The organism is Aquiflexum sp. TKW24L (assembly GCF_023502205.1).
In the GTDB taxonomy this organism is placed as follows: Bacteria; Bacteroidota; Bacteroidia; order Cytophagales; family Cyclobacteriaceae; genus Cognataquiflexum.
This window is the reverse complement of record NZ_JAMFLG010000005.1, coordinates 35,017-57,953: the sequence shown is the minus strand read 5'-3', so window position 1 is coordinate 57,953 and position 22,937 is coordinate 35,017. Positions and strand designations below refer to the sequence as shown.

At 39.0% G+C, this 22,937-nt stretch carries 20 protein-coding genes; 2 read left to right on the top strand and 18 right to left on the bottom strand.

The features are described 5' to 3' along the window. Positions 1–43 precede the first annotated feature (43 nt). From M3O96_RS04865 to M3O96_RS04805, 13 genes are all read right to left on the bottom strand, one after another. Positions 44–397 (bottom strand): four helix bundle protein, encoded by a 354-nt coding sequence (locus M3O96_RS04865; RefSeq protein WP_249719177.1) that lies wholly within the window; start codon positions 395–397, stop codon positions 44–46. Positions 398–513: 116 nt separating this feature from the next. Then, positions 514–1,689, bottom strand: a complete 1,176-nt coding sequence (locus tag M3O96_RS04860) for a thiolase family protein (protein ID WP_249719176.1) — start codon at positions 1,687–1,689, stop codon at positions 514–516. Between the two features lie 132 nt (positions 1,690–1,821). Beyond that, positions 1,822–4,227: a 3-hydroxyacyl-CoA dehydrogenase/enoyl-CoA hydratase family protein gene (locus M3O96_RS04855; RefSeq protein WP_249719175.1), complete on the bottom strand. Its 2,406-nt coding sequence runs from the start codon at positions 4,225–4,227 to the stop codon at positions 1,822–1,824. A 14-nt stretch (positions 4,228–4,241) separates the two neighbouring features. After that, the gene (locus tag M3O96_RS04850) at positions 4,242–4,718 is read right to left on the bottom strand and encodes a MarR family winged helix-turn-helix transcriptional regulator (RefSeq protein WP_249719174.1); all 477 of its coding nucleotides are present in this window, start codon (positions 4,716–4,718) and stop codon (positions 4,242–4,244) included. A 211-nt stretch (positions 4,719–4,929) separates the two neighbouring features. Beyond that, positions 4,930–6,687 (bottom strand): AMP-dependent synthetase/ligase, encoded by a 1,758-nt coding sequence (locus M3O96_RS04845; RefSeq protein WP_249719173.1) that lies wholly within the window; start codon positions 6,685–6,687, stop codon positions 4,930–4,932. Between the two features lie 469 nt (positions 6,688–7,156). Next, the gene (locus M3O96_RS04840; protein ID WP_249719172.1) at positions 7,157–8,833 is read right to left on the bottom strand and encodes an Ig-like domain-containing protein; all 1,677 of its coding nucleotides are present in this window, start codon (positions 8,831–8,833) and stop codon (positions 7,157–7,159) included. After that, positions 8,830–9,729, bottom strand: coding sequence for a methyltransferase domain-containing protein (locus tag M3O96_RS04835; protein WP_249719171.1), 900 nt, complete (start codon positions 9,727–9,729; stop codon positions 8,830–8,832). Before M3O96_RS04835 ends, M3O96_RS04840 begins: the two co-directional genes overlap by 4 nt. Beyond that, positions 9,729–11,594 carry a tRNA uridine-5-carboxymethylaminomethyl(34) synthesis enzyme MnmG gene (gene mnmG, locus M3O96_RS04830; protein WP_249719170.1) on the bottom strand — a complete coding sequence of 622 codons (1,866 nt, stop codon included), beginning with the start codon at positions 11,592–11,594 and terminating at the stop codon, positions 9,729–9,731. Before mnmG ends, M3O96_RS04835 begins: the two co-directional genes overlap by 1 nt. Before the next feature lie 47 nt (positions 11,595–11,641). Next, entirely contained in the window at positions 11,642–12,100 is a 459-nt protein-coding gene (gene ybeY / locus M3O96_RS04825) for an rRNA maturation RNase YbeY (protein ID WP_249719169.1), read from the bottom strand. Between the two features lies 1 nt (position 12,101). Then, positions 12,102–12,500 carry an ATP-binding protein gene (locus tag M3O96_RS04820; protein WP_249719168.1) on the bottom strand — a complete coding sequence of 133 codons (399 nt, stop codon included), beginning with the start codon at positions 12,498–12,500 and terminating at the stop codon, positions 12,102–12,104. A gap of 28 nt (positions 12,501–12,528) precedes the next feature. Further along, on the bottom strand, positions 12,529–13,296 hold the full coding sequence (locus M3O96_RS04815) for an exodeoxyribonuclease III (protein WP_249719167.1): 768 nt from the start codon (positions 13,294–13,296) through the stop codon (positions 12,529–12,531). Between the two features lie 32 nt (positions 13,297–13,328). Beyond that, the gene (locus M3O96_RS04810) at positions 13,329–13,691 is read right to left on the bottom strand and encodes a hypothetical protein (RefSeq protein WP_249719166.1); all 363 of its coding nucleotides are present in this window, start codon (positions 13,689–13,691) and stop codon (positions 13,329–13,331) included. Then, the gene (locus M3O96_RS04805; protein WP_249719165.1) at positions 13,684–14,040 is read right to left on the bottom strand and encodes a carboxymuconolactone decarboxylase family protein; all 357 of its coding nucleotides are present in this window, start codon (positions 14,038–14,040) and stop codon (positions 13,684–13,686) included. Before M3O96_RS04805 ends, M3O96_RS04810 begins: the two co-directional genes overlap by 8 nt. Positions 14,041–14,111: 71 nt before the next feature. Here M3O96_RS04805 and M3O96_RS04800 point away from each other — a divergent pair, with 71 nt between their 5' ends. Both M3O96_RS04800 and M3O96_RS04795 read left to right on the top strand, forming a co-directional pair. After that, on the top strand, positions 14,112–14,816 hold the full coding sequence (locus M3O96_RS04800; RefSeq protein WP_249719164.1) for a ComF family protein: 705 nt from the start codon (positions 14,112–14,114) through the stop codon (positions 14,814–14,816). A 102-nt stretch (positions 14,817–14,918) separates the two neighbouring features. After that, positions 14,919–16,076: a glycoside hydrolase family 5 protein gene (locus tag M3O96_RS04795; protein ID WP_249719163.1), complete on the top strand. Its 1,158-nt coding sequence runs from the start codon at positions 14,919–14,921 to the stop codon at positions 16,074–16,076. Here the strand turns inward: M3O96_RS04795 and M3O96_RS04790 are convergent, their stop codons facing one another. From M3O96_RS04790 to M3O96_RS04770, 5 genes are all read right to left on the bottom strand, one after another. Then, entirely contained in the window at positions 16,077–16,904 is an 828-nt protein-coding gene (locus M3O96_RS04790) for a TPM domain-containing protein (protein WP_249719162.1), read from the bottom strand. Next, the gene (locus tag M3O96_RS04785; protein WP_249719161.1) at positions 16,885–17,319 is read right to left on the bottom strand and encodes a TPM domain-containing protein; all 435 of its coding nucleotides are present in this window, start codon (positions 17,317–17,319) and stop codon (positions 16,885–16,887) included. The genes M3O96_RS04790 and M3O96_RS04785 overlap by 20 nt, the downstream gene beginning before the upstream one ends. 5 nt (positions 17,320–17,324) lie before the next feature. Continuing rightward, positions 17,325–17,915 carry a LemA family protein gene (locus M3O96_RS04780; RefSeq protein ID WP_249719160.1) on the bottom strand — a complete coding sequence of 197 codons (591 nt, stop codon included), beginning with the start codon at positions 17,913–17,915 and terminating at the stop codon, positions 17,325–17,327. A 228-nt stretch (positions 17,916–18,143) separates the two neighbouring features. Continuing rightward, entirely contained in the window at positions 18,144–21,443 is a 3,300-nt protein-coding gene (locus M3O96_RS04775) for a PAS domain-containing protein (protein ID WP_249719159.1), read from the bottom strand. Between the two features lie 132 nt (positions 21,444–21,575). Beyond that, positions 21,576–22,826, bottom strand: coding sequence for an aspartyl protease family protein (locus M3O96_RS04770; protein ID WP_249719158.1), 1,251 nt, complete (start codon positions 22,824–22,826; stop codon positions 21,576–21,578). Between the last annotated feature and the right edge of the window lie 111 nt (positions 22,827–22,937).

The window sequence follows — 22,937 nt, the reverse complement described above, 5'->3', positions numbered from 1 at the left end:
TAAGATTTTAGACTTGAGATATGAGACTTGAGATAGATTAGTTTTAAGAGGAGAATTTGTTGATCAGAGCATAAGTCATCTTTTGGATTTCGTCGATTTCTAGGATAATTTGGTCTACTTCTGAGCTTATTAAAAATTCCAGTTCACTGGAAATGATTACTTGGGTTTCCAATTCACATAATGAACCATATGAAATGCTCAAAAATTGGGAGAATTCTTTGTTGGATTTTCTTCCTGCTCCTTCAGCGATATTAGAAGGAATTGAAACTGCAGATCTTCTCATTTGAGAAACAAGTCCAAATTTCTCCTCGGACGGAAAAGAACCTGTTAACTTATAAATCGAGGTGGCCAATTTGATAGACCTTTTCCACATCGCCAATTCTTTGTAATTATTCATATCGTTGTTTTTTAGGGTTTTATTATCCATTTCCTATTCCTGGATTCCTCTTTTTAAAATGAATCCAATATTTACAAGTATTCAAAGTCTCACGTCTCATTTCTCACGTCTTGTGTCTACCTAAGAAGTTCAAAAACCCCCGCCACACCCTGACCGCCGCCGACGCAGGCAGTGACAAGTCCATACTTTTTGTTTTGTCTGCGGAGTTCGTGGAAGAGTTGGATGGAAAGTTTGGCTCCGGTACAACCGAGTGGGTGGCCGAGTGCGACCGCACCACCATTGACATTGACTTTGCTCATATCCATGTCTAGTGATTTGATCACTGCCAAACCCTGTGCAGCAAAGGCCTCATTCAATTCGATCAAGTCAATTTTATCCAAAGACAATCCAGCTTGCTTCAGTGCTTTTGGCACAGCTTCTTTTGGACCGATGCCCATAATGCGAGGATCCACTCCCGCAACGGAATAAGACATCAATCTTGCGATTGGCTCAAGGTTGAGTTCTTTAACCATACGCTCTGACATGACGACAACGAATGCGGCACCGTCAGAGGTTTGGGAGGAATTCCCCGCTGTAACCTGTCCATTCATTTTGAAGGCCGGCTTGAGGTTCGCAAGGACTTCTGCTGTGGTGCCAGCCCTTGGTCCCTCATCTGTATCGACGATGGTTTTTCTGGTTTTCCTTTTCCCTTTTTCATCGAGATACGTTTCTTCTACCTCTATCGGGACGATCTGCTCTTTGAACTTCCCGGCCGCAATTGCTGCCAAAGCTTTGGTATGGGAATTTGCAGAAAACTCATCAGCCTGCTCACGGGTGATATTATAGTCCTTGGCCAGTTCCTCTGCGGTCAAACCCATGCTGAGGTAATATTCCGGAGTTTGAGAGGCTATTTTCCAGTTGAGGACAGTCTTGTATCCCATCATCGGGAGCATGGACATGGACTCTGTTCCTCCGGCAATGATGCAATCAGCCATTCCTGCTTTGATTTTGCCTACTGCAAGCGCAATTGCTTCCAGTCCCGAACCGCAGTATCTGTTGATGATAAAGCCCGGGTTGTCGATTCCGAGTGCCAAAAGGGAAATCATCCTTCCCATCTGCATGCCCTGCTCGGCTTCCGGGATGGCGTTGCCTACGATGAGGTCATCGACCATTTTATTTTCCAATCCTGGTGTATTGGCCACCAGGTGCTTGATGACATCTGCTGCCAGGTCATCCGGTCGGTAGAATCTGAAGCCACCTTTTTTGGCTTTTCCTACCGCCGATCTATATCCGTTTACTATATATGCTTCCATGTTGTCTTCTTAATTTTAGGTTATTTGTTGAAATCCAAACTTTTTTTCCTTTTTGGATTTATAGATTTGGGATGTGAGAATTGAGATGTGAGACAGTCTCATATCTCACGTCTTATATCTCACATCTATTTTTCAATTTCTCAGCGGTTTCCCCTTAAACAGTATGCTATGTATTCTTTCCAAGGTTTTTTTCTCCCCTGTCAAGCTCAAGAATGCTTCGCGCTCTAGATCGAGTAAGTACTGTTCGCTGACTTCAGTCGCCGAAGACAGATCGCCTCCTGACATCACCCAAGCCAGTTTCCTCGCGATTTTGGCATCGTGTTGGGAAATGTAATCGCCATAGACCATGCCTGTGATGCCTGCTTCGAATAGCGCCAAAGAGGTTTTTCCCAAAACTTTGATGTTAGTCTGCTGCACAGGTTGGATGTATCCGGCATCGTACAGCGCCAAAACTTTGGCTTTGGCATCTGCGAGCTGACGCTTGCGGTTGATGGTGATCGCATCTTTGACTTGCAGGTATCCCAATCCTTTTGCCTCAGCAGCCGAAGTGGATACTTTGGCAGTAGCGATGTTCATGAAATATTCCTGTAGCCTGTTGAGCTCCACATCTCCGGCTTTGGATTCATTGGAAAAGCGCAACGTCATCTCTTTGGTACCGCCGCCGGCAGGAATCAATCCCACACCAAATTCTACCAAACCCATATACAATTCTGCATGTGCCTGTACCGCATCAGCATGAAGCGAAAGTTCACAACCGCCTCCAAGAGCCATATTATGAGGTGCTACAACTACCGGAACGGAAGAATAACGCGCTCGCATCATGGTGTTTTGGAATCCGGCGATCATGAGGTTGATTTCGTCATACTCCTGATCTCCGGCAAACATGAACAACATGGCAAGATTGGCACCGGCAGAGAAATTTCCTCCCTCATTACCAATAACAAGCCCTTTGTAGGATTTTTCAGCCATGTTGATCGCGGTATTGATTCCCTCGATCACTTCTTGACCGATGGAGTTCATCTTGGTATGGAATTCCAAACCGATGACATCATCACCCAAGTCATAGACGGTAGTTCCGGCATTGCCCCAAAGTTTTTTGTTGGCTGCTTTGAGGGTATCTAGAATAATAAAATCTTCCACTCCCGGAATTGGTAGATAAGATTTAGAAGGAATGTCGTAGTATTTACGCTGTCCCGCTTCAACTTTATAGAATGAAGTATGTCCTGCAGCAAGCATTTCATGGACCCAAGCGGCTGCTTTTTCACTGGCAGATTCCATCTTCTCTACTGTATCTTTGACACCAAGGATATCCCATGTTTCGAAAGGACCCAATTCCCAACCAAAACCTGCAGAAACAGCTTGGTCAATTCTGTATAATTCATCGGAGATTTCGGGGATCCGGTGGGAACAATATTTGAAGAGGTCGTAAAAAGATGCCCTGTAAAATTCACCTGCACGGTCGTCGAAGTTGACCAAGAATTTGATTCTCTTCTTCAGGTCATCGATTTCCTTGGAAGCCTCCAGTGCCTTGAATTTTGGTTTTTCTGTGTCTTTGTATTCAAAAGTCTTCAGGTCGAGTTCTTTCAGTTCTTTGGTCCCGTCCTTATGACGGATCATCTTGAAATACCCTTGACCAGTTTTGTCACCCAGCCATTTGTTGTCATAAAGTACCTTGACGATGTTTGGAAGGAGAAACTTGTCTCTTGATTCATCGTGGGTCAATGTTTTGTAGAGGTTATTGGACACGTTGACAGTGGTGTCTAATCCAACGACATCCATGGTCCTGAAAGTAGCGGACTTTGCCCGACCGATAATCGGTCCGGTAAGTTTGTCTACTTCAGATACGCTCAAACCCATTTTCTCAATGGCATGCATCCCTGATATGATCGCATAAACACCGATCCTATTGGCAATGAAGGCAGGTGTATCTTTACACAAAACAGTCTCTTTTCCTAAAAACCTGTCTCCAAAATCCATCAAAAATTCAATGACTTCAGGATTTGTCTTTGGGCCAGGAATAATTTCGAGTAACCTTAAGTATCTTGGCGGATTAAAAAAGTGGGTTCCCGCAAAGTTGGCTTGAAAATCTTCTGACCTACCTTCACTCATCATGTGCATCGGAATGCCTGAGGTATTGGAAGTGATCAAAGTTCCAGGCTTCCTATATTTCTCTACCTTCTCAAAAAGTGATTGCTTGATGTCCAACCTTTCGACGACTACTTCCATTACCCAATCATAGTCTTTGATTTTTGGCAAATCATCATCAAAATTTCCTGTGGTAATCCTCGCGATCGAGGTAGCATCATACAAAGATGCAGGCTTTGCTTTCATGGTATTGTCAAGCGCAGTATTCACAATCCGGTTCCTGACAGGTTTGTCATTGACAGTCAGACCCTTTTTCTTTTCGTCCTCATTGGGCTCATTGGGAACAATATCAAGTAATAAAACCTGCACACCAATATTGGCAAAATGGCAGGCGATCCTTGACCCCATCACTCCCGAACCTAAAATGGCTACTTTTTTAATGGTTCTTTTCATAAAATGTGTTGGTTTTAAATTTCATACAACTGACTGTTGTACTCATTGGGGTTTATAGTTTCTGTTTGTAAATTATCTATGACATGGTTGATCTTTTGGAACACAGTAAAAAATGTATCCAATTCCTCGCTGCTCACTACTTCTCTTACCTGCTCGTTGAATTCCATGATCGTTTGAACAGAGATTTCCTTTTTTCTTTTCCCTTCCGGAGTTAGAAAAATCCTCACTGACCTCTTGTCAATGGGATCAGGTTTTTTATAAATCAGTTCTTTCTCTTCCATGCTTTTCAGCATCCTTGTTAAGCTTCTTGCCTCCAGACCCATCAACGGAGCTATCTTGGTGGCAGGAGTACCGTCCTTGGAGTGAATATTGATCAGGACAAAACCGATGGCGGTCGTGAAATCTTCCTGAGCTGCTTTTTGGTTGTACATCCTGGAAATCGCATGCCAGGCACTTTTGATATGATAGTCAACTGTCTCTTCGCGCTTCATAGGTGTATTTTAGTACGACCAATGTAGTAAAAATATTGTATGCATGCATACTAAATTGAAAAAAAGTTATGCATGCATAAGAAATTAAGTTTAGGGTTTGGGTAAATAAAAAAAACTATATTCTGAATATTTACAGAATATAGTTTTAAATGTAAGTTTGGACGGGTAAATTGCGTTTATTCCAAAAGAAGATTCTTATTTGATTTAATTGTTAAGAAAATAATGAATCAATCTCTTTTGCGAATTTTTGATGGATAACTTTCCTTTTCAATTTCATAGTTGGGGTTAATTCCCCTGATTCAACAGTCCATTGCTTGGTCAATACTTTGAATTTTTTGATCTGTTCCCACTTCCCAAAGTACTTGTTGAGGTTATCAATTTCTTTTTGAAACTTATCAAGTATTTCAGGCTTTTGAAGCATCTCTACATCGGAAGTGTACGGAATATCCTTATGCCTGCACCAGTCCTGTAAGCCTGTAATGCTGGGGACTATCAGAGCTGCAGGATAGTTTTTGTTTTCGCCGACTACCAAAACCTGCTCAATTATTGAAGATTCTTTAAATTTATTCTCCATTGGCTGTGGAGCGATGTACTTGCCACCTGAGGTTTTGAACATTTCCTTTTTTCGATCTGTGATCTTAAGGTAATTTCCCTCGTGCAATTCACCGATATCACCTGTATGAAACCAACCGTCTGGTTCTAGAACTTCCGCTGTCAGTTCAGGTTGCTTGTAGTAACCTTGCATGACATTGGGCCCTTTGACCATGATCTCACCATCGGCAGCAATTTTTACAGAAACATCTTTTACTATTTTGCCCACCATACCAATCCGGATATCCTGATGGTTGCAAATGGAAGTAGATACGACAGGGGAAGTTTCGGTCAACCCATAACCTTCATTGACAGGAATACCTGCACTCCAGAATACCCTAGCCAGTCTAGGTTGTAAAGCTGAGGCACCAGAATTGATTTGCATGACATTTCCTCCCAAAGCCTCTCTCCATTTGCTAAAGATAATTTTGTTAGCCATCTTCAGCTGAAAATTATACCAAGAACCTTGATCTTTATTCGGTTCATATTTCAATCCCAAATTCAGAGCCCAGAAAAAAAGCGATTTTTTTACTCCTGTCAATTCATATCCTTTAGAAACTATTTTGTCATAAACCTTTTCCAATAACCTTGGGACTGTGTTGAATATATGAGGCTTAATTTCCTTAAGATTTTCCCCTATAGTTTCCATGCTTTCGGCATAGTAAATTGAGATTCCCATATAAATAAAGCAGAATGAACCTGTCCTTTCATAAATGTGGCAAAGCGGTAAAAAACTCAATGCTTTTGCTTCTCCTCGGGTTACAATCATCCTATCTTCAATCGCATAGATGTTTGAAATTATATTTGAATGTGTCAACATGACTCCCTTTGGTCTTCCAGTAGTTCCTGAGGTATAGATTATGGTAAAAAGATCCTCAAATTTGATGGTATCCTTAATGGCTTCCAATTCTGCAAGATTTCCTGACTCACCCAAAGCCATAAAATCTTCCCAATAATCACATCCATTGATTTTATCAAAAGAAATTATCTGAGCTTCCATATCGGACGAACCTTCGACTGCCTTTTGATATATTTCTTGATCACCTACAAAAATCTTTGTAACCTCGGCATGATGAAAAATGTAATTGTAATCTTCTGCTGAAATAGTAGGATACATCGGAACAGAAATAGCACCAATCTGCTGTAAGGCCAGATCTATAAAATTCCATTCAGGTCTGTTGTTCGAAATGATAGCTACCTTATCATTTTTCTTAATCCCAGTTTTTATAAATGCAAGGCTGAGGTTATCAGCAATTTTTTTCAAATCTCTGCTTGAATATGTTTTCCAATTGCTACCTGATTTGTGGGCAAGGGCAACATCTTTGTCGTATGTGGCGATTTGGTAATTGATCAAATCAAAGAGTCTGGTGATTTGCATGGTTTTATTGGGTTTTGAAGGTTGTTGAAATTAGATAAAACCTTTCAGTATTCCAAAAAATGGGTATTTCGTATTTTCCACAGCTTTATATATATAATATATTATTTAATTAAATAAAACTATTATTGTTATTAAGGTGTGGATTTGTGGATAATATTTCTGTAATTTTTAATCAACATGTTATGGTGGTGTTATCATCTTGTTTTCCACTTGTAATTCACATTGAATGCATGATTAATCTGCTGTGGTTCAATGGGTTTTTGAAAAAATTGAATATGGTGTGGGAAATGTAAAATTGCTACTTGTCGTTAGTGTGGTGTGGTTTGAAATGTGTACAACTGTTGATGATATAGAAGTTGTAAACTTGCGAACCTGGATTTCAGTTGTTTTGTAGAATGTCTATGGATAAGTATGAGTTTGTACTCAAGTTGCAATGGTTTATTAACATTAAATAGTGGTGTTATCTACATTAATTTTGATCATTTTTTGGAATACCGAGTTGTTTATTTGGCTCAATTACTACATCTAAGGACCAACCTCCTCTTATTATTGTATCTCTCGGATCTTCGTTTGCGATATTTTCCAGGTAATAAATGGGTTCAGCCTGTCGGTTTAATACCATATTTGAGGTGTCCCATTTTCTGTTTTTGTTAATGTCAAGTATAGCCCTTATGTAGTAAGTTCCTGCTTCCAAGTTTCTGAAGGTGGTTGTATTTGTCTCTGTTAGGTATTGTTCAGCGATTATTTCCTCTTTCTTGTCCTGGATTTGCACTAATATTGGTAGAAAATCTGTGTTAACTTTTACTTTGATTTCTTCAGCAAGAGTTTCTTTATTTAATTTTCTGAAGCTAGTTTCTATTTTTGTTGCGAAGTATTCACCTTCTATATCTCGAAATGTAGAATCCATTGCGTAAAAATTGTATGTTTCTTTTTTGAGTGAATCAGGGATATTCACTTTTATACTAAGTAAAGTTCGATCCGCGCTGTCTTTAAAAAATACGTGTTGCTGTGAAATTCGGATGATTGATGCTGAGTCATATTTAACATACAACGAATCAAAAGAAATTTCATTTAAAGGCTTATTGAATTTTATGTCCGCTTCTATATTGGAAAGAAAGTTCTTTTTCCCTGTTAATGTTCCTTCAAATTTTTCGTTTTTCCTTTCGCTGTTTTCGAATTTGGTGTAAATCAGTGTGTCCAATTTGAATCCAACAGAGTCAGTTAAAGCTATTCTAACAGGTATACTGTCATTTCTTAATGTCGTATGATATAGCCTTAAGTTTTTTTCGTTTTGTCTGTAAAATAAGCTTGAATTAAATTCTTCATGCTCAACTTTTATATGGATAGGAAATTTACTAAGTACAATATCAAAATTCTGTCCTGATGCCGCCGCCCTGTTAACTTTGAAACCCGAAAGATCAGCTTTGGATAAGTAAAATTTTGCATCGCTGATGTTGTCTTGAATTGAAAGCGTATCAGAGATAAAGCCGTATGCTTCTTGTTTTTCTTCAGCCTTTAATGACCCGTTGTCATCATGCCATGCATAAGCTCTGTATTCTCCGGCTTTAATGTTTGTGAGGGTAAAATTTCCTGTGGAGTCTGTTTGGCCAATATAATACGGCGGTGCTGTGAGTACGTTGGTAGTATCGTCTTTCGTATACAAACCGACAAGGATATCCGTCAGAAATTTATCTCGTTGTGGAAAAATGAAGGAAACATTTCCTGAGAATGTTAAGCTATCGATTGTTGGTCCGGTAGAAAAAACCAGTTTGAGGTTCTCTGGTATATTATTTTCAGTTATGTCCTTGATGGATTTTTGAAAATTGAAAACATAAGTTGTACTGTCCTCGAGTTCTTGGTTGAGTTTTATTATTACTCTATTTTTATTGGTCGTCACTACCATTTCATCTTTATTGATTCTTGGAGTGATTATAATTTGTTTGTTTGGTGTTTCAGTTTTAATGTATTCATCAAACTCCAGTTCAATGACATCTGGCTTTGCATTGGTTGATTCATTTTGTGGAGTTATTGATAATAATTTTGGTGCCTCTTCGTCTTTTGGACCTCCTAGTGGTGTGCTCTGTTTTGCACAAGAAACTAGGACAAAAATTATTATTATTACAATTATATGATCTATTAACTTCATTTCTTCTTTAAAATATACAATATGCTGGAGAAGTCATTGTTGTTTTTCCTCGACCAAGCATTTGATTTATAGCCTTTTATATAGGCATTTATCAGTTTTGACAGAAAATTTATTTCAGGTTTTAGGTATTTTTCGGATAAAAGAGAAACATAATAACTATCAAATACCATTGGTTCTTGAGCTACTATTTCCATTCCTACCTCTTTTGCAAAGGCGTTGATTGTTTCTTGGCTAAAATGATATAGGTGTCTTGGTACGTCCCATGCTGCCCAAAATGACCCATAAGAAGAAGCATCGTATGAATTTATATTAGGGACTGCAATGAATACTCTTCCATTATCATTCAAATGACTTATAATCTTTTTACCTGTTTTTCTCAAATCATGGACGTGCTCTAGTACATGAAATAAACTTATGATATCAAATTTCTGGTCTTTTTTGATGTCCTCAAGATTTTTTTGAATTGACAGTTTCTTTTTGGTAGCAATTTTCCGAGCTGTTTTGTTTGGTTCTATTCCTGATATTTTCCACCCGTTTTTTTTTGCTAACGATAAGAATTCGCCTGTTCCGCATCCGATATCCAATAGAGAACCCTTTTTGTGTGAGTAATTATTTAACCAGGATACTTTCTTTTTTAGCGTAATGTTTCTTACCCATTTGTAAATTATGTTGACAATATTAGTTGATTTGTTATGGTGCGAAATGTAATCTTCAGATTCGTAATATTTCCCTATACTAATCTTATCAGGTCGTGGATTTGTAAAGATCAAATTGCATGAAGTGCATTTACAGAGCATGAAATTTTCCTTGCTTATTGAGAAATCGCATAATTCTGCGTGATTAAGGAAAAGCCCGCTTTTGCATAGTGGGCATTTGGTTAATCTTTCCTGTGACATTATCTTCCTAAATAAACGGTGAGAATGGATAAGTCTGCTGGAGTCACTCCGCTGATTCGGGATGCTTGACCCAAAGTTTCGGGTTTTATTTTGTTTAATTTTTGTTTCCCTTCTGCCGAAAGCGCTGTTATAGCCAAATAGTCAAATTGAATTGGGATTTTATAATTTTCCATGTTATTCAATTTTTCCACCATTTGTTGTTCTTTGTCGATATAGCTGTCATATTTGATTTGGATCTCTGCCTGTTCTAGCACTTCTTTTTTGTATTTGGAAAGATAGTGTCTTAGATCAGTGTCAAGGTTCATTACTTCAGACAAACCTAATTGCGGTCTTTTAAGAAGTTTTTCTACTGTTATTTTTTCTTTGATTGTTGCTGTATCAAATCCTTCTAGACCTTCATTTACCAAATCTGGGGACAGCTTTTTCTGTTTTAGATCATTGATCAATTTTGCAGTATCAGATTTCTTATCCAACATTTTTTCTAGCCTTATATCATCGGCTAACCCAATCTCATGCCCCATTTGTGTAAGCCGTAGGTCGGCATTGTCTTGTCTTAACAGTAGCCGGAACTCCGCTCTTGATGTAAACATTCTGTAGGGTTCTTCAGTCCCCTTATTGATCAAATCATCAATCAATACACCAATATAGGCATCTGATCTCTTAAGCAGAAATGGATCTTTTTCTTGGGCTTTCCTTGAAGCATTTATCCCTGCCATTAGGCCTTGGGAAGCAGCCTCTTCATATCCAGTTGTTCCGTTTATTTGTCCTGCAAAAAATAAATTTTCAATTAAGTGTGTTTCTAAGCTTAATTTAAGCTGTGTGGGAGGAAAGTAATCGTATTCGATTGCATATCCCGGTCTGAACATTTTGGCATTCTCGAAACCTTTAATTTTTGTTATGGCAGCGTACTGAACATCTTCAGGCAGGGATGTTGAGAAGCCGTTGATATACATTTCTACTGTATTCCAACCTTCAGGCTCTACGAATATTTGATGTCTGTCTCTTTCAGCAAATCTGTTGATTTTATCTTCAATGGAAGGACAATATCTTGGTCCTAATCCCTGAATTCTTCCATTAAACATGGGTGACCTATCAAACCCTGTTTCCAAGGTTTTGTGGACTTCTTTATTGGTGTAGGTTATCCAACAAGTTCTTTGTTCTTTGAGAGAGCTTGTTTCATCAGAATACGAGAATTTTTCAGGGTTTTCATCGCCATATTGAACTTCCATTTTGGAGTAGTCTAGTGATCTACCATCTACTCTTGGAGGTGTACCTGTCTTCATCCGTCCGGCTTCAAAACCTAATTGAACAAGTTGTTCTGTGATTCCTTTGGCCGCTGATTCACCTGTTCTCCCTCCCCCAAACTGTTTTTCACCAATATGGATGATTCCGTTTAAGAACGTTCCATTGGTTAGTACAACAGACTTCGATTGAATTTCAATTCCGATTGATGTTCTTACCCCTACTACTTTATTGTCTTTAATTAGTAAGCCACTGATCATTTCCTGCCAAAAATCAACATTAGGCGTTTGTTCAAGCGCCAGGCGCCATTCTTCAGCAAATTTCATCCTGTCATTTTGCGATCTTGGTGACCACATGGCAGGACCTTTGGACCTATTCAGCATTCTGAATTGGATCATGGATTTGTCGGATATTATACCTGACATGCCTCCAAGGGCATCGATTTCCCTTACTATTTGCCCCTTTGCTACGCCGCCCATTGCGGGGTTACATGACATTTGTGCAATCGTATTCATGTTCATTGTACATAGAAGCACTTTTGAACCTATTTTCGCAGCGGCATGCGCAGCTTCACAACCTGCGTGGCCAGCCCCTACCACGATTACATCATATATTGGAAACATATATTTTTTGTATTTAATGTTTCACGTGAAACAAATTCAAAACTGACTTAAGATTTGTGTTTAATTGTTTCACGTGAAACAGTTTGATTTTCATATAGAGTGATGGCTTTGTTTTCCATTTCTCTCATTGTGTTTATATCTTCTTCCCTTTTATCCTTATAGCCCATCAGGTGTAACAAACCATGACTCATTACACGTAACAATTCTTTTTCAAAGGGGACGTTTTCTTTTAGTGCATTTTCTTTGACCCTGTCAATACTTACGAATATATCACCTTCAATTTCTTTTTCCTTTTCTGAATTGTCAAAGGTGATGATATCAGTATAGGTTTTGTGATCAAGGTATTCGACATTAATATTATATAAGTATTCGTCTGAACAAAAAATGTAATTGAGTTCGCTAACTTTAAAACCTTGAAGATTTGCAATTTCCTTTAACCATTTTTTGGTTTTGGTTTTTTCCTGCATGGAAAATTTGATGTCTTCTTCGAAAAAAAGAATTGCCATTTTACATGTAGAAAGTTAACGTGGTTTTTCTTCCACTTTCTTCAAATTTGATTCCGTCAGCAAGATGCTTCATGATGAATATTCCTCTGCCGCCTGCCTTTTCTAAGTTTTCAGGTGCTGTTGGGTCTATGAGGTGATCAAAATCAAAACCATTTCCTTCATCTACTATGACAAATTCAACTTGGTTTTCGTCAAGGTGCAGTTCAAGGTCAACCTTTTTATTCACATCCAAATTATTCCCATGCACAATGGCATTAGTGACACACTCTGTGACAGAAATCATAATGTTTCCATAGATGTCCTCATTAATAGGGTACTTTTCCCGGGCATTATCTATAAAGCTTTCTATGATCTTTATATTCTCTATTAGGGAAGGAATTGAAATTTTAATGGAATTCATGGAAAATATATTGATATATAGGTTTTATTTAATATTTATCTATTTCTATCATGATCGGACAATGATCAGAATGTAATGCATCTGGTAGTGTGATCGAGCGCTTTATTTTTTCTTTCAAAGGCTCGGTTGCCATATGGTAATCAATCCGCCAACCAAGATTTTTAGACCTTGATCCTGCTCTATAGCTCCACCATGTGTAATGATGAGGATTGGGATTGAAGAGCCTGAAGGTATCTATAAATCCTGATCCTGTAAACTTATCCATCCAAGCCCTTTCTTCAGGAAGAAAGCCCGAGGAGTTTTTATTCGATACAGGATTATGGATGTCAATTGGTTTATGGCAGATGTTATAGTCTCCACTTAAAATCAAATTAGGCAATTTTTTTATTAAATCTTGGGAATAGCCATATATATCATCTAAGAATTTATACTTAAATACCTGTCGGATATCACCCGTGGTACCCGAGGGGAAATATGCGGACATAAAAGAAAATCCATCAAAATCAGCTCTTAGAATTCTTCCCTCATCATCATAAAACTGATGCTTAACACCATACTCAACATGCTTTGGTTTTATCTTGGTCAAAATGGCCACTCCGCTATATCCTTTTTTTGCAGCAGGATACCAATATATGTGATATCCCATATCTTCAAATATGGTTTTGTCAATTTGGCTTTCCTCAGCTTTGATTTCCTGTAATCCTATGATATCAGGATCTGTGGCTTTTAACCATTCTGCAAATCCCTTAGTAAGTGCAGCGCGGATTCCATTGACGTTATAGGATACGATTTTCATGATACTTAGATTACCTTGATTATAGATTATTTCTATTTAATTTCTATTTGAAATTCAGTTTCAAAATATTCCAGAACCTGTATTTTCAATAATTTCTCCTGTTCTAACACGTCGAAATGTGGGAGTTTGTTTACGAGCTTCCAGTGTGGCCATCCATCTTGGTCAATGTAGTCTAAGTCATAAAACCCTGCTTGACTTAATACCCTGCAGATTCCTATATGGATCAAGTCTTGTTTTTGTTCTTTGGAAAAACTTCTATTTCCCTGTCCCAATTCCTGCACTCCGATCAAAAACAAAACGCCATTCAGGTCATTAGGTTTCTTTCCAACCAACTCCTCCATTCCTTTGAGAAGTTTACTCCATCGCTTTTCGAGGTCAAGGTCTTTTTTAAACATCACTTTTTCCTTCTTGTTCCAATAATTCCCAATATTCCACAGCCCTTCTCAAATGAGGAATAACAATAGAACCTCCAATGATGGTAGCGATTGAAAAAACCTCAAAAATCTGCTCTTTATTCAATCCTGCCTCATGTGCTTTGCCCAAATGATACTTAATACAATCATCACATCTTAATACCATCGAACATGCTAAACCGATCATTTCTTTGGTTTTGATATCCAATGCACCTTCGGCATAGGTATTGGTGTCAAGATTAAAAAAACGCTTGATGACCTTGTTATCCGAAGCCATGATTTTTTCATTCATTTCGCTCCTATAGGCATTGAATTCTTCTATTAAATTCATTAAATTTTAAGGTGTTTAGTCAATTGCAAATATAACAGGTATTTACAGTCATTCAGTTCGAACAGCCCATTTTGAAAACGTATATTAGGATTTTTGATGATTTTTTGGCTTTGGTTTTTCCCAAAACCTGCTGCCTTTGCAAAAGGAGTCTGTTTGACTTTGAAGATCAGCTGTGCAAAATATGCATTGCGAGCCTTCCGGTAACCAATTACCATCTCAGACCTCAAAACAATGAATTGGTTACCAAGATCATGGGTCTGACCCAACCCAACTTGGTCATGTCTTTTTTAAGGTTTTCAAAAAAAGGAGCCAGTCAAAGTCTCTTACACCAATTAAAATATAAAAACAAGCCCGAAATTGGGGTTGAATTGGGAAGATTGTACGGAAATGTCCTCAGGGAAAACGGTTTTGGTAGCAATTGGGATCAGATAATTCCTGTTCCACTTCATCCCCTGAAACAAAGAAAAAGAGGATATAACCAAAGTGAACAATTTGCAAAAGGTTTATCAGAAGCTTTGGATGTTCCTGTCATTTTATCCCTTATTCGGGTGCAGTTTACAGAGACCCAGACCAGAAAATCGAGGATAGAGCGGATTGAAAACGTAGCAGAAGTATTTGATGTTGATCCTCAAAATGAAGTCCATGGAAAAAGGTTGCTCCTTGTAGACGATGTGATGACTACCGGGGCGACTTTGATTACCTGTGCCAATGTCTTGCTTGAGAAGGGAAGTAAGGTGGTCGATTTGGCAGTAATTGCGGCAGGTAAGAACCAATAGGTTTTTTGGCAGAAAAATGTTTTGAAGACTTAACCTTTTACATAAATCAAATTTGATCCACAATTATCAAGTTTTACTTTGACTCATGATTTAACCATTTCTATGCAAAACAATAATAACAGCCGCAGGGATTTTTTGGTCAAGTCAAGTCTAATGGCTGCGGGTTTTACTTTTGGAGCAAATACCTTGTTTGCATCTGAATTACCAAAACCTAAAAATAAACTTCCAAAATGGAGGGGTTTCAACCTATTGGATTTTTTTGATCCTGATGCTGATAAAGGAAGAAAAAACCCTGTCGAACACTTCAAATGGATGGCAGATTGGGGATTTGATTTTGTCCGTGTACCTATTTCTTATCCTGCTTACCTCAAATTTGACCGGTCAAGGCCGATTTTGGCTGAAGAGGTTTTGAATTTTGATGAAAGACGACTTGAAGAGATAGACAATCTCATTTATCAAGCCCACAAACAAGGTCTTCATGTCAGTCTGAATCTACATCGGGCGCCGGGATTTTGTATCAATGCAGGGTTTGTGGAGCCTTACAACCTATGGAAAGACCAAGAAGCATTGGATGCTTTTTGTGCACATTGGGAAATGTGGGCAAAACGATATAAACACATAAGCTCTAAAAAGCTCAGCTTTGACCTGGTCAACGAGCCATTTATGCGTCAGGATGTCAATGACCAGCATTCTCCCGGAGGACCAGTTCCGGTAGAAGATTATTATCGCGTTGCGAAAGCAGCTGTGCAAACCATCAAGCATGTAAAGTCATCCCGTTTGGTGATAGCAGATGGAAATGGAGGTGGCGGGATTGGGGTACCTGAATTGGCTGACCTAGGCATTGCCCAAAGTTGCCGCGCTTACCATCCGATGATTGTTTCTCATTACCAAGCTCCCTGGGTATATAAGGATACTGACATTCTTCCCCTACCTGTTTGGCCAGGAGAATACAACGGTAAAATGTATAATAAGGAAATGCTTGAAAGATATTATGCCCCTTGGTTTGCCTTAATGGAAATGGGTGTCGGTGTGCATTGTGGTGAATGTGGCGCTTATAACAAAACTCCACATGCCGTATTTTTGGCTTGGTTTGAAGATGTCTTGGATATTTTGCACGAAAAGGGAATCGGATTTGGAATATGGGAGTTTTCAGGAACTTTTGGAATACTGAATTCCGGGCGACAGGATGTGGCCTATGAAGATTGGCAGGGACAAAAGCTTGATAGAAAATACCTCAATCTATTGATGAAATACGCCTGATTACCAGCTTCCCCCAGCTCCTCCACCTCCAAAGGACCCACCACCGAACCCACCAAAACCTCCTCCGCCACCACCAAATCCACCACGTCCTGATGAAAAATCACCGAACTTACCCTTACCACCACCTTTGAGCATATTGGCCAGCATGATTGAGGTAAAGAGATCGATTCCGCCACCTTTGCCCCCCATGTGGTTGTCATTGTCTTTCCTATTTTTGATCAAAGGAAGAATGACGAATATAAAAATGAAGAACAAAAAGAAAACAATCGCTCCTCCATGTTCGCCCGTTGAGGTCATTTTTTCAGCTTCATATTCCCCTGAAGCCAGTTTGAAAATCATGTCTGTTGCCTTGTCTAACCCTTCATAATAGGCCTCCATTTTGAAATTCGGCACAATCAGTTGATCGACAATTCTTTTTGCCAAAATATCTGGCAAAACACCCTCCATTCCATATCCTGTGGCAATGAACACTTTTCTGTCATCCATTGCTGCTAAGATCAAAACACCATTGTCCAGCTTTGCTTGTCCGATGCCCCACTTTTCACCCAATTGAAATGTGTAATCGCTGATGTCATATGGTCCGATTGATCGGATCATCACTATAGTCACTTGGGTGGAAGTGCTGTCATTGTATGCAACAAGCTTACTTTCCAAACTAGCAACCTCGCCGGAAGAAAGGGTATTTGTAAAATCATTGACTAATCTTGGCGGATTAGGCACCGCAGGAAAATCTCCCTGTGCTGCCATATTTCCGGTTAAGAATAATAACAATAATAGTGAAAGGGAATATCTATAGATCATGATGGTGTTATCCAAAGGAAATTTCATCCGGTAATTCGTTGATGTCTCCTTTATTGTCGTAGGGAAAGTGAGTTTTCAACTGCTGACCACAAGCTTCTATGGCATTTGCCAAGCCTTCGGTAAAAGCATGTTGCTTAAATGACTTCCCCATTTCTTCTTTGATGTTCTCCCAAAAATTTTTCGGAACCACTTTGTTTATACCGGAGTCACCTAGGATGGCAAACTTGTGGTCCGCCACAGCCAAATAAAAAAGAACGGCATTCCTTTCTATGGTTTTGTGCATTTTGAGGGTTTCAAAAACCTCTGCAGCCCTGTCCAAAACGTCAAGGCGGCAGTGGTTTTCGATATGAACCTGAATTTCCCCAGAGGTTGCCATTTCAGCAGCTGCAATGGCTGACACGATTCTGTTTTTATCCTCTTGAGAAAAAAGATGTTCTGCCATATTTCTTAGAATTGTACTGTGGGGGCATTTTCAGAACCGGCCGCAGCTTCAAAATAGCCTTTGGTTTCAAATCCATACCAACCTGCGAATAGGTTGTTTGGGAATTTTCTCAGGTCTGAATTATAAGCCTGTACAGATTGATTAAAATTTCTTCTCGCAACAGCAATTCTGTTCTCGGTTCCTTCGAGTTGAGCTTGGAGCTCAAGAAAATTTTGATTGGCTTTTAAGTCAGGGTATCTTTCTACCGTTACCAATAATCTGCTCAAAGCACCGCTAAGTTGGTCCTGGGCTTCCTGAAATTGAGCTATTTTGTCAGGACTCAGGTCGTTGGCATTGATATTAATCGAAGTTGCTTTTGCACGGGCTTCGATGACACCAGTCAATGTTTCTTGTTCAAAATCTGCATAGCCCTTGACTGTATTCACAAGATTCGGAATCAAGTCCGCTCTTCTTTGGTATTGGGTTTCGACTTCTGCCCATTGGCCATTGATGGTTTCTTCATTTTGGACAAACATATTATAGACCCCTACCGCTTTGGTGTACATAAAGATGCCAATGACGGCGATGATCAAAATAGGAATGAGTGCTTTTTTCATTTTCTGGATTTGTTTAAAGATTCACAAAATTAAGACTTTGATGGCAATATCTTTTGTATTTGGTCTACTGATATTTTTTCAAGAATGTAGAGAATGCACCCCAAATGAATGCTGATCTTTTTAAGTCCTTTATAATGAGTAAAAGGGACTCCAACTTCCGTCTTCCTACTTCCATCCCGTACATCAAAGGATCTAGATCTATGGGCATGATTTAGCATATCCACTGTGTTAATTCTCTTCAGGGAAATTTGCTTTCATATTCTTGAGATGGATGTAGAATGTTGTCCCTACTCCCACGGTACTTTCTACCCGAAGGTTGCCGTCATGCGCCCTGATTTGTTCTCGGATCAGGTATAGACCCAATCCCTTTCCATCAACATGGGAATGAAATCTCTGGTATAATCCAAATAACCGGTCCTTATATCTATCCAAATCTAACCCAATACCATTGTCCGTGAATTCAATTACGGTATATCCTTCCTCCAAATAACAGTTGATCTCGATGACCGGGTTTCGGTCAGGATGTTTGTATTTTATGGAATTGGTGGTCAGGTTGATGATGAAGTTTTCCAAATGAGAATAGATGTAATTGATATAAGGAGCTGAACTATAATCACTTACTATCACAGCTCCTGATTCATGGAATTGTTTTGACAAACTTCTCTCAATATTTTTCAGCAGTTTTCTAAAACTGACCCTTTCTATTTTCGGCAGTTTATTCTTTTTAATTGAGACTACTTCGATTAGGTCTTCTAGGGTGGCATTCAGTATTTGAGTGGAAATTTTAAGGTTTGCAATGATTTCTATATTCTCCTCATCAGCAGGATCTTTGTAGTTGTATAAGTCAAGAAGCGAGGTGATATTGACAATGGGTGCCCGGAGATTATGAGAAATGATATAGGCGAAGCGCTGAAGCTCTTCATTTTGGGATTTAAGATCTTTGATAAGCCTTTCGCGTTCGGATTCTGCAATCTTGGATTCTGTAATGTTTTGGGTTACAAGCAGAATCCTGTCTATCTGATGGGAACTGTTGGTCAGCGGGACACCGTTTTTCAGGTAATATTGGTTGTCTACCATGACTTCAAAGATCACTGATTCTCCTAAAAGGACCTTTTGCAAAAAATCTTTTACATTATCAGATGTAGATTTGTCATATATGGAAAGGTGCGGGGTTCCTATCAATTTCTTTTGATCAATCTGTAAGGATTGGTAACCTTTTCCATCAGTGAATACATAGTTGTAATCCTTGTCCAAAATTTCGATTGTACCATTGGGAAAGTTTTCCGCAATACTCCTGAAAAGCAATTCTGATGAGATGAGCTTTTTTTCGAAGTGGAGTCTGTTCAATTCCGCTCCAATCCTATCGGATAGTACAGTCAACAATCCCGAAAGCCCCAAACTGTATGGATGGTCTTTATCGTCCATCAATACGAGGATTCCTAACCGGTTTTTGTCAATATCAATGATGGGGACTCCCATGTAGGTGGAGATGCCCATGTCCGCTAAAGCCGTATCGTTGGGATATTTGGCTGCCGCACCGTTTTGGATTATAAATGGATCTTTGGAAATCAGACAGTCGTAACCAGGTGCATCCACCAATGAATACTGGAAATTTTCTGCCCGAACCCCGTTTTTATAGTAAGAGAGTATGTTGGCTTTTTGGGTCTTTTCGTCCACTTCTGCAATAAAGCAATTGGACATATTCAACTTTTCGGAAAGAAATGAAGTCAGGGCATCAAAAAACTCCTGTCCACTAAACATTGAGGTCCTTTCGGTCAATTCGGACAGGATATTTGAAACATACTGTTGCTCACTGATATCCTCCAAAATTGCTTGAAATACTTTTCCATCCTCAACAGATTTGGCGTTGACGCGGACATGATAAAGTTTTTTGTTGAAATGACTGATGTAAGGACCCTCATAAAATCCCTTCCCTTTTTCAATGCTGTCTTTATAGGCCTTTTTTATGGGATGTCCCTTGATCAGGTCAAACATGTTTTTGCCTATCATTTGTGATGGATCTTTCACATCCACTTTACTCATAAACTGCTTATTCACATCCAAAATAATCCCCTGACTGTCATATTGGAATATCGGAAGTGGATTTTCATCAAACAGGACCTTGTACCTGTTGAGCAGCAAATAGGATTCAGTCTCTTTTTGCTTGGTATACGTGATATCAATGAAAAACCCTGCCCAAATAGATTCTTTGGGGAATTGCTTGAGCCTGTTGGAAGCACCATAAATCCATTTTTCCTTTCCTGAAGGTGTAATGATCCTAAAGGTGCTTTCAAATTTCTGGTTCTTTTGATATGCCATTTTATCGGCCAATTCAACCTGTTCTAAATCTTCCGGATGGACCAATTCCCTGATACTTGAAACACCTTCCATGATCGTGAATGGCTCAAGTTCCCAAAGGTTTTTGCTTCCCTCGCTGACAAAAACAAACCTTCTGCTGCCGTCAGGAAAAGCCTTCAGCATATACACCATGCCGGGCACTACGCCGGTGAGTTGATCTAGGATAGTCTTATGTTCCAATAACTCTTTCTCGATTTCTTTCAGAGCTGTGATATCTGTGATGATTCCCAATGATGTCCCTGAGCTGTTTGGGTCCTCCAAAAGCTTGTTGACTTCATCCTGCACATAGACATAGCTTCCATCGGCATGATTGATTCTGTAGATGATTTTCGAATCATGATCAAAGCCTATATTAAAGTAATGTCTGTCCAAAGGATGGACGAGATTGACCCAGTCTTTTGAAGAAAAATTTTCAAAAAATCCCTGAGCATGGCCCAACATTCCTTCGAGATTTCCCGAAAAGTGGATTTGATCGGTCTTTAGGTCATATTCATAATAAATCGGCGCTTGTTTTGTAACCGTTTGGTTGTCCTGCAGTACCGATTCTGAAATGGGGTATGAAGGAACCAATCCGTATTCCAGTTGGAACAAATAGTGATCCTTGTTCAATACTTTCTTAGACAAATAAATATGTCCTGGAAATATTGACAGAACAGATGTGTTATCACTTTCCAGAAAACCATTGAAACTTTTTTCAGAAATAAAATTGAACTTGGAAGAAAAATATGATTTCCATTCTGAAATAGAGGTGAGGGCCTTTCCTGAATGAATTCCTGTAAAAACATTCCCCTCGGATTTGTCTAACATCCACGAAAACTTTACATGGCTGTCAAAGGGTATCTGCGAAATCAGGACATTGATAAGGTAGGAATTGTCCTCTTGGGAAATCACGTAGCCCTCTATCTGAACAAATCTGAAATACTTCTGCTTCCAGGTGAGAGGGCAGATTGTTTTATCCCCATTTCCTAGGATTTGAAATAAATATTCAAAAAATGGACGTGGTAAAGTTGGAAAGGATTTTTCAAAAAATGCCTCTTCATAAAACTTTTCGCCTTCGGTCAGGATATTTCTAATTTCAGAGGAAATGTAAAGCAGTTCAAATCTGCCACCTTCATACTTTTTTACAGTAAGTAGAATATTTTGAAAAGAAACTTTTGCGCCTTCAGACATAAACAATAAAAGAATTCGTTGAGCCTGTCTCATAAGCCATAGACTCAACCTAAAATATATTCATCCAAATATACAATACTTCGGATAACAACATCAACAAAGGAGTTTTTTGAAGTATTTGTAACAGGTGGGTTAAATCTGCCTTTTGAGCCTAAATTTAAACTCTTTTAACTCAAAATTTTCCAGATCCTCGCCCAAAAACCTTTTCATTGTCAACTTTATTTCCCTACCCTCTTCAGATCGGAATATTTTGATAAGGTCAGGAAGTTCCCAAAAATCTATCGGAATATTATTGATGGCGTAAAAGACATCCTCAACCCGGATTCCGGATTCATAGGCGGGAGAACCTTCTCTGATCTGTGACACATAGATTGTTTTTTCATCCACAGGCAGGAGACGAGGGGTGATTCCACTCATATCAAATTCAAATGGGATAGAAAATGTTTCCCCCCTTTTGATGTACATCTTCTCTCGGTTATAATCCAGAATTATCGTCAGTCTTCCCAAAATTTCCGAACCGATACTTCCCTGCCTTCCGCTTTCTCGGATGACATAGCTGAATTCTGTCTCATCGGGAAAGGAAGTAATCAAATCTTTGAATTTGATGCCATTGACATCCAAAAGGAAAGTACGGCCCACAAATCCGAATAAATCTCCTCCTAATGACCGTCCTAAATCACTTTCTATATGGTCTTTTGGTAATATAATTTTATCTGATGTTTCTCTATTCAAGAGCAGACCGTGATTGGCACCGATATCGATCAAGAGTTTGGCTTCCAATTCTAAATTGGGAAGTTGCTTGACTTTTCCGGTAATGTATGGTTTGCTATTATCAAGCTTTATGTTTACTCTTTTGAATCCCACCGGCTTTTTTTTCATCATGTCACTGGCATAAAAAGTAATCTTCTGTCTGTCGTAATCTACTTTGACCGGATTGTACTTGAAAAATTCATACCCGATAACGCCATATACAGGTATGCCGATTACCTGCTCGAGTTCCATAAAATCTTCATCCAATACTAAGATTGTTTGAAAAATCCCCTCTAGGGGTCCCATATCAATATAGTTGTTTGGAGAAACTGAAGCGGTCAAGATGGTTTGTCCATCCGCACCTACGAGATCTAGTTTTCTGGTATAAGTCAGGCCAATATAGTCTCCAAAAGTCTTGCTGAATAAAATATTGGTTTTGACCCCGGTGTCCAACAGGAAATTAACCGGAGGACCATTGTTGATCGAGAGGGGTATGATGACTAGGTTGTTGGATACAATGATGGGCAGTTCAATCTTTTTTTCCTCTTCTCTCATATAAAATCCGGGAACCTGAGCTTTTGCATTTAAAATGCTGCCCGAGAGAATTAACAAAAAGAGAAATAGTGATCGCACAGGTTATTAGGTTTATCTGGGTCTATCGTTTGATTAATATAAGCATAAATATTTTTGGACCATCTTTTGTTTATTTCTATATTTTTTAAGGTCCTACAATCAGTTTCCTTT

Bases quoted from the DNA above. Each gene is read 5' to 3' on its own strand.
- M3O96_RS04865 (WP_249719177.1), bottom strand. From the start codon at position 397: ATGAATAATTACAAAGAATTGGCGATGTGGAAAAGGTCTATCAAATTG.
- M3O96_RS04860 (WP_249719176.1), bottom strand. From the start codon at position 1,689: ATGGAAGCATATATAGTAAACGGATATAGATCGGCGGTAGGAAAAGCC.
- M3O96_RS04855 (WP_249719175.1), bottom strand. From the start codon at position 4,227: ATGAAAAGAACCATTAAAAAAGTAGCCATTTTAGGTTCGGGAGTGATG.
- M3O96_RS04850 (WP_249719174.1), bottom strand. From the start codon at position 4,718: ATGAAGCGCGAAGAGACAGTTGACTATCATATCAAAAGTGCCTGGCAT.
- M3O96_RS04845 (WP_249719173.1), bottom strand. From the start codon at position 6,687: ATGCAAATCACCAGACTCTTTGATTTGATCAATTACCAAATCGCCACA.
- M3O96_RS04840 (WP_249719172.1), bottom strand. From the start codon at position 8,833: ATGAAGTTAATAGATCATATAATTGTAATAATAATAATTTTTGTCCTA.
- M3O96_RS04835 (WP_249719171.1), bottom strand. From the start codon at position 9,729: ATGTCACAGGAAAGATTAACCAAATGCCCACTATGCAAAAGCGGGCTT.
- mnmG (WP_249719170.1), bottom strand. From the start codon at position 11,594: ATGTTTCCAATATATGATGTAATCGTGGTAGGGGCTGGCCACGCAGGT.
- ybeY (WP_249719169.1), bottom strand. From the start codon at position 12,100: ATGGCAATTCTTTTTTTCGAAGAAGACATCAAATTTTCCATGCAGGAA.
- M3O96_RS04820 (WP_249719168.1), bottom strand. From the start codon at position 12,500: ATGAATTCCATTAAAATTTCAATTCCTTCCCTAATAGAGAATATAAAG.
- M3O96_RS04815 (WP_249719167.1), bottom strand. From the start codon at position 13,296: ATGAAAATCGTATCCTATAACGTCAATGGAATCCGCGCTGCACTTACT.
- M3O96_RS04810 (WP_249719166.1), bottom strand. From the start codon at position 13,691: ATGTTTAAAAAAGACCTTGACCTCGAAAAGCGATGGAGTAAACTTCTC.
- M3O96_RS04805 (WP_249719165.1), bottom strand. From the start codon at position 14,040: ATGAATTTAATAGAAGAATTCAATGCCTATAGGAGCGAAATGAATGAA.
- M3O96_RS04795 (WP_249719163.1), top strand. From the start codon at position 14,919: ATGCAAAACAATAATAACAGCCGCAGGGATTTTTTGGTCAAGTCAAGT.
- M3O96_RS04790 (WP_249719162.1), bottom strand. From the start codon at position 16,904: ATGAAATTTCCTTTGGATAACACCATCATGATCTATAGATATTCCCTT.
- M3O96_RS04785 (WP_249719161.1), bottom strand. From the start codon at position 17,319: ATGGCAGAACATCTTTTTTCTCAAGAGGATAAAAACAGAATCGTGTCA.
- M3O96_RS04780 (WP_249719160.1), bottom strand. From the start codon at position 17,915: ATGAAAAAAGCACTCATTCCTATTTTGATCATCGCCGTCATTGGCATC.
- M3O96_RS04775 (WP_249719159.1), bottom strand. From the start codon at position 21,443: ATGTCTGAAGGCGCAAAAGTTTCTTTTCAAAATATTCTACTTACTGTA.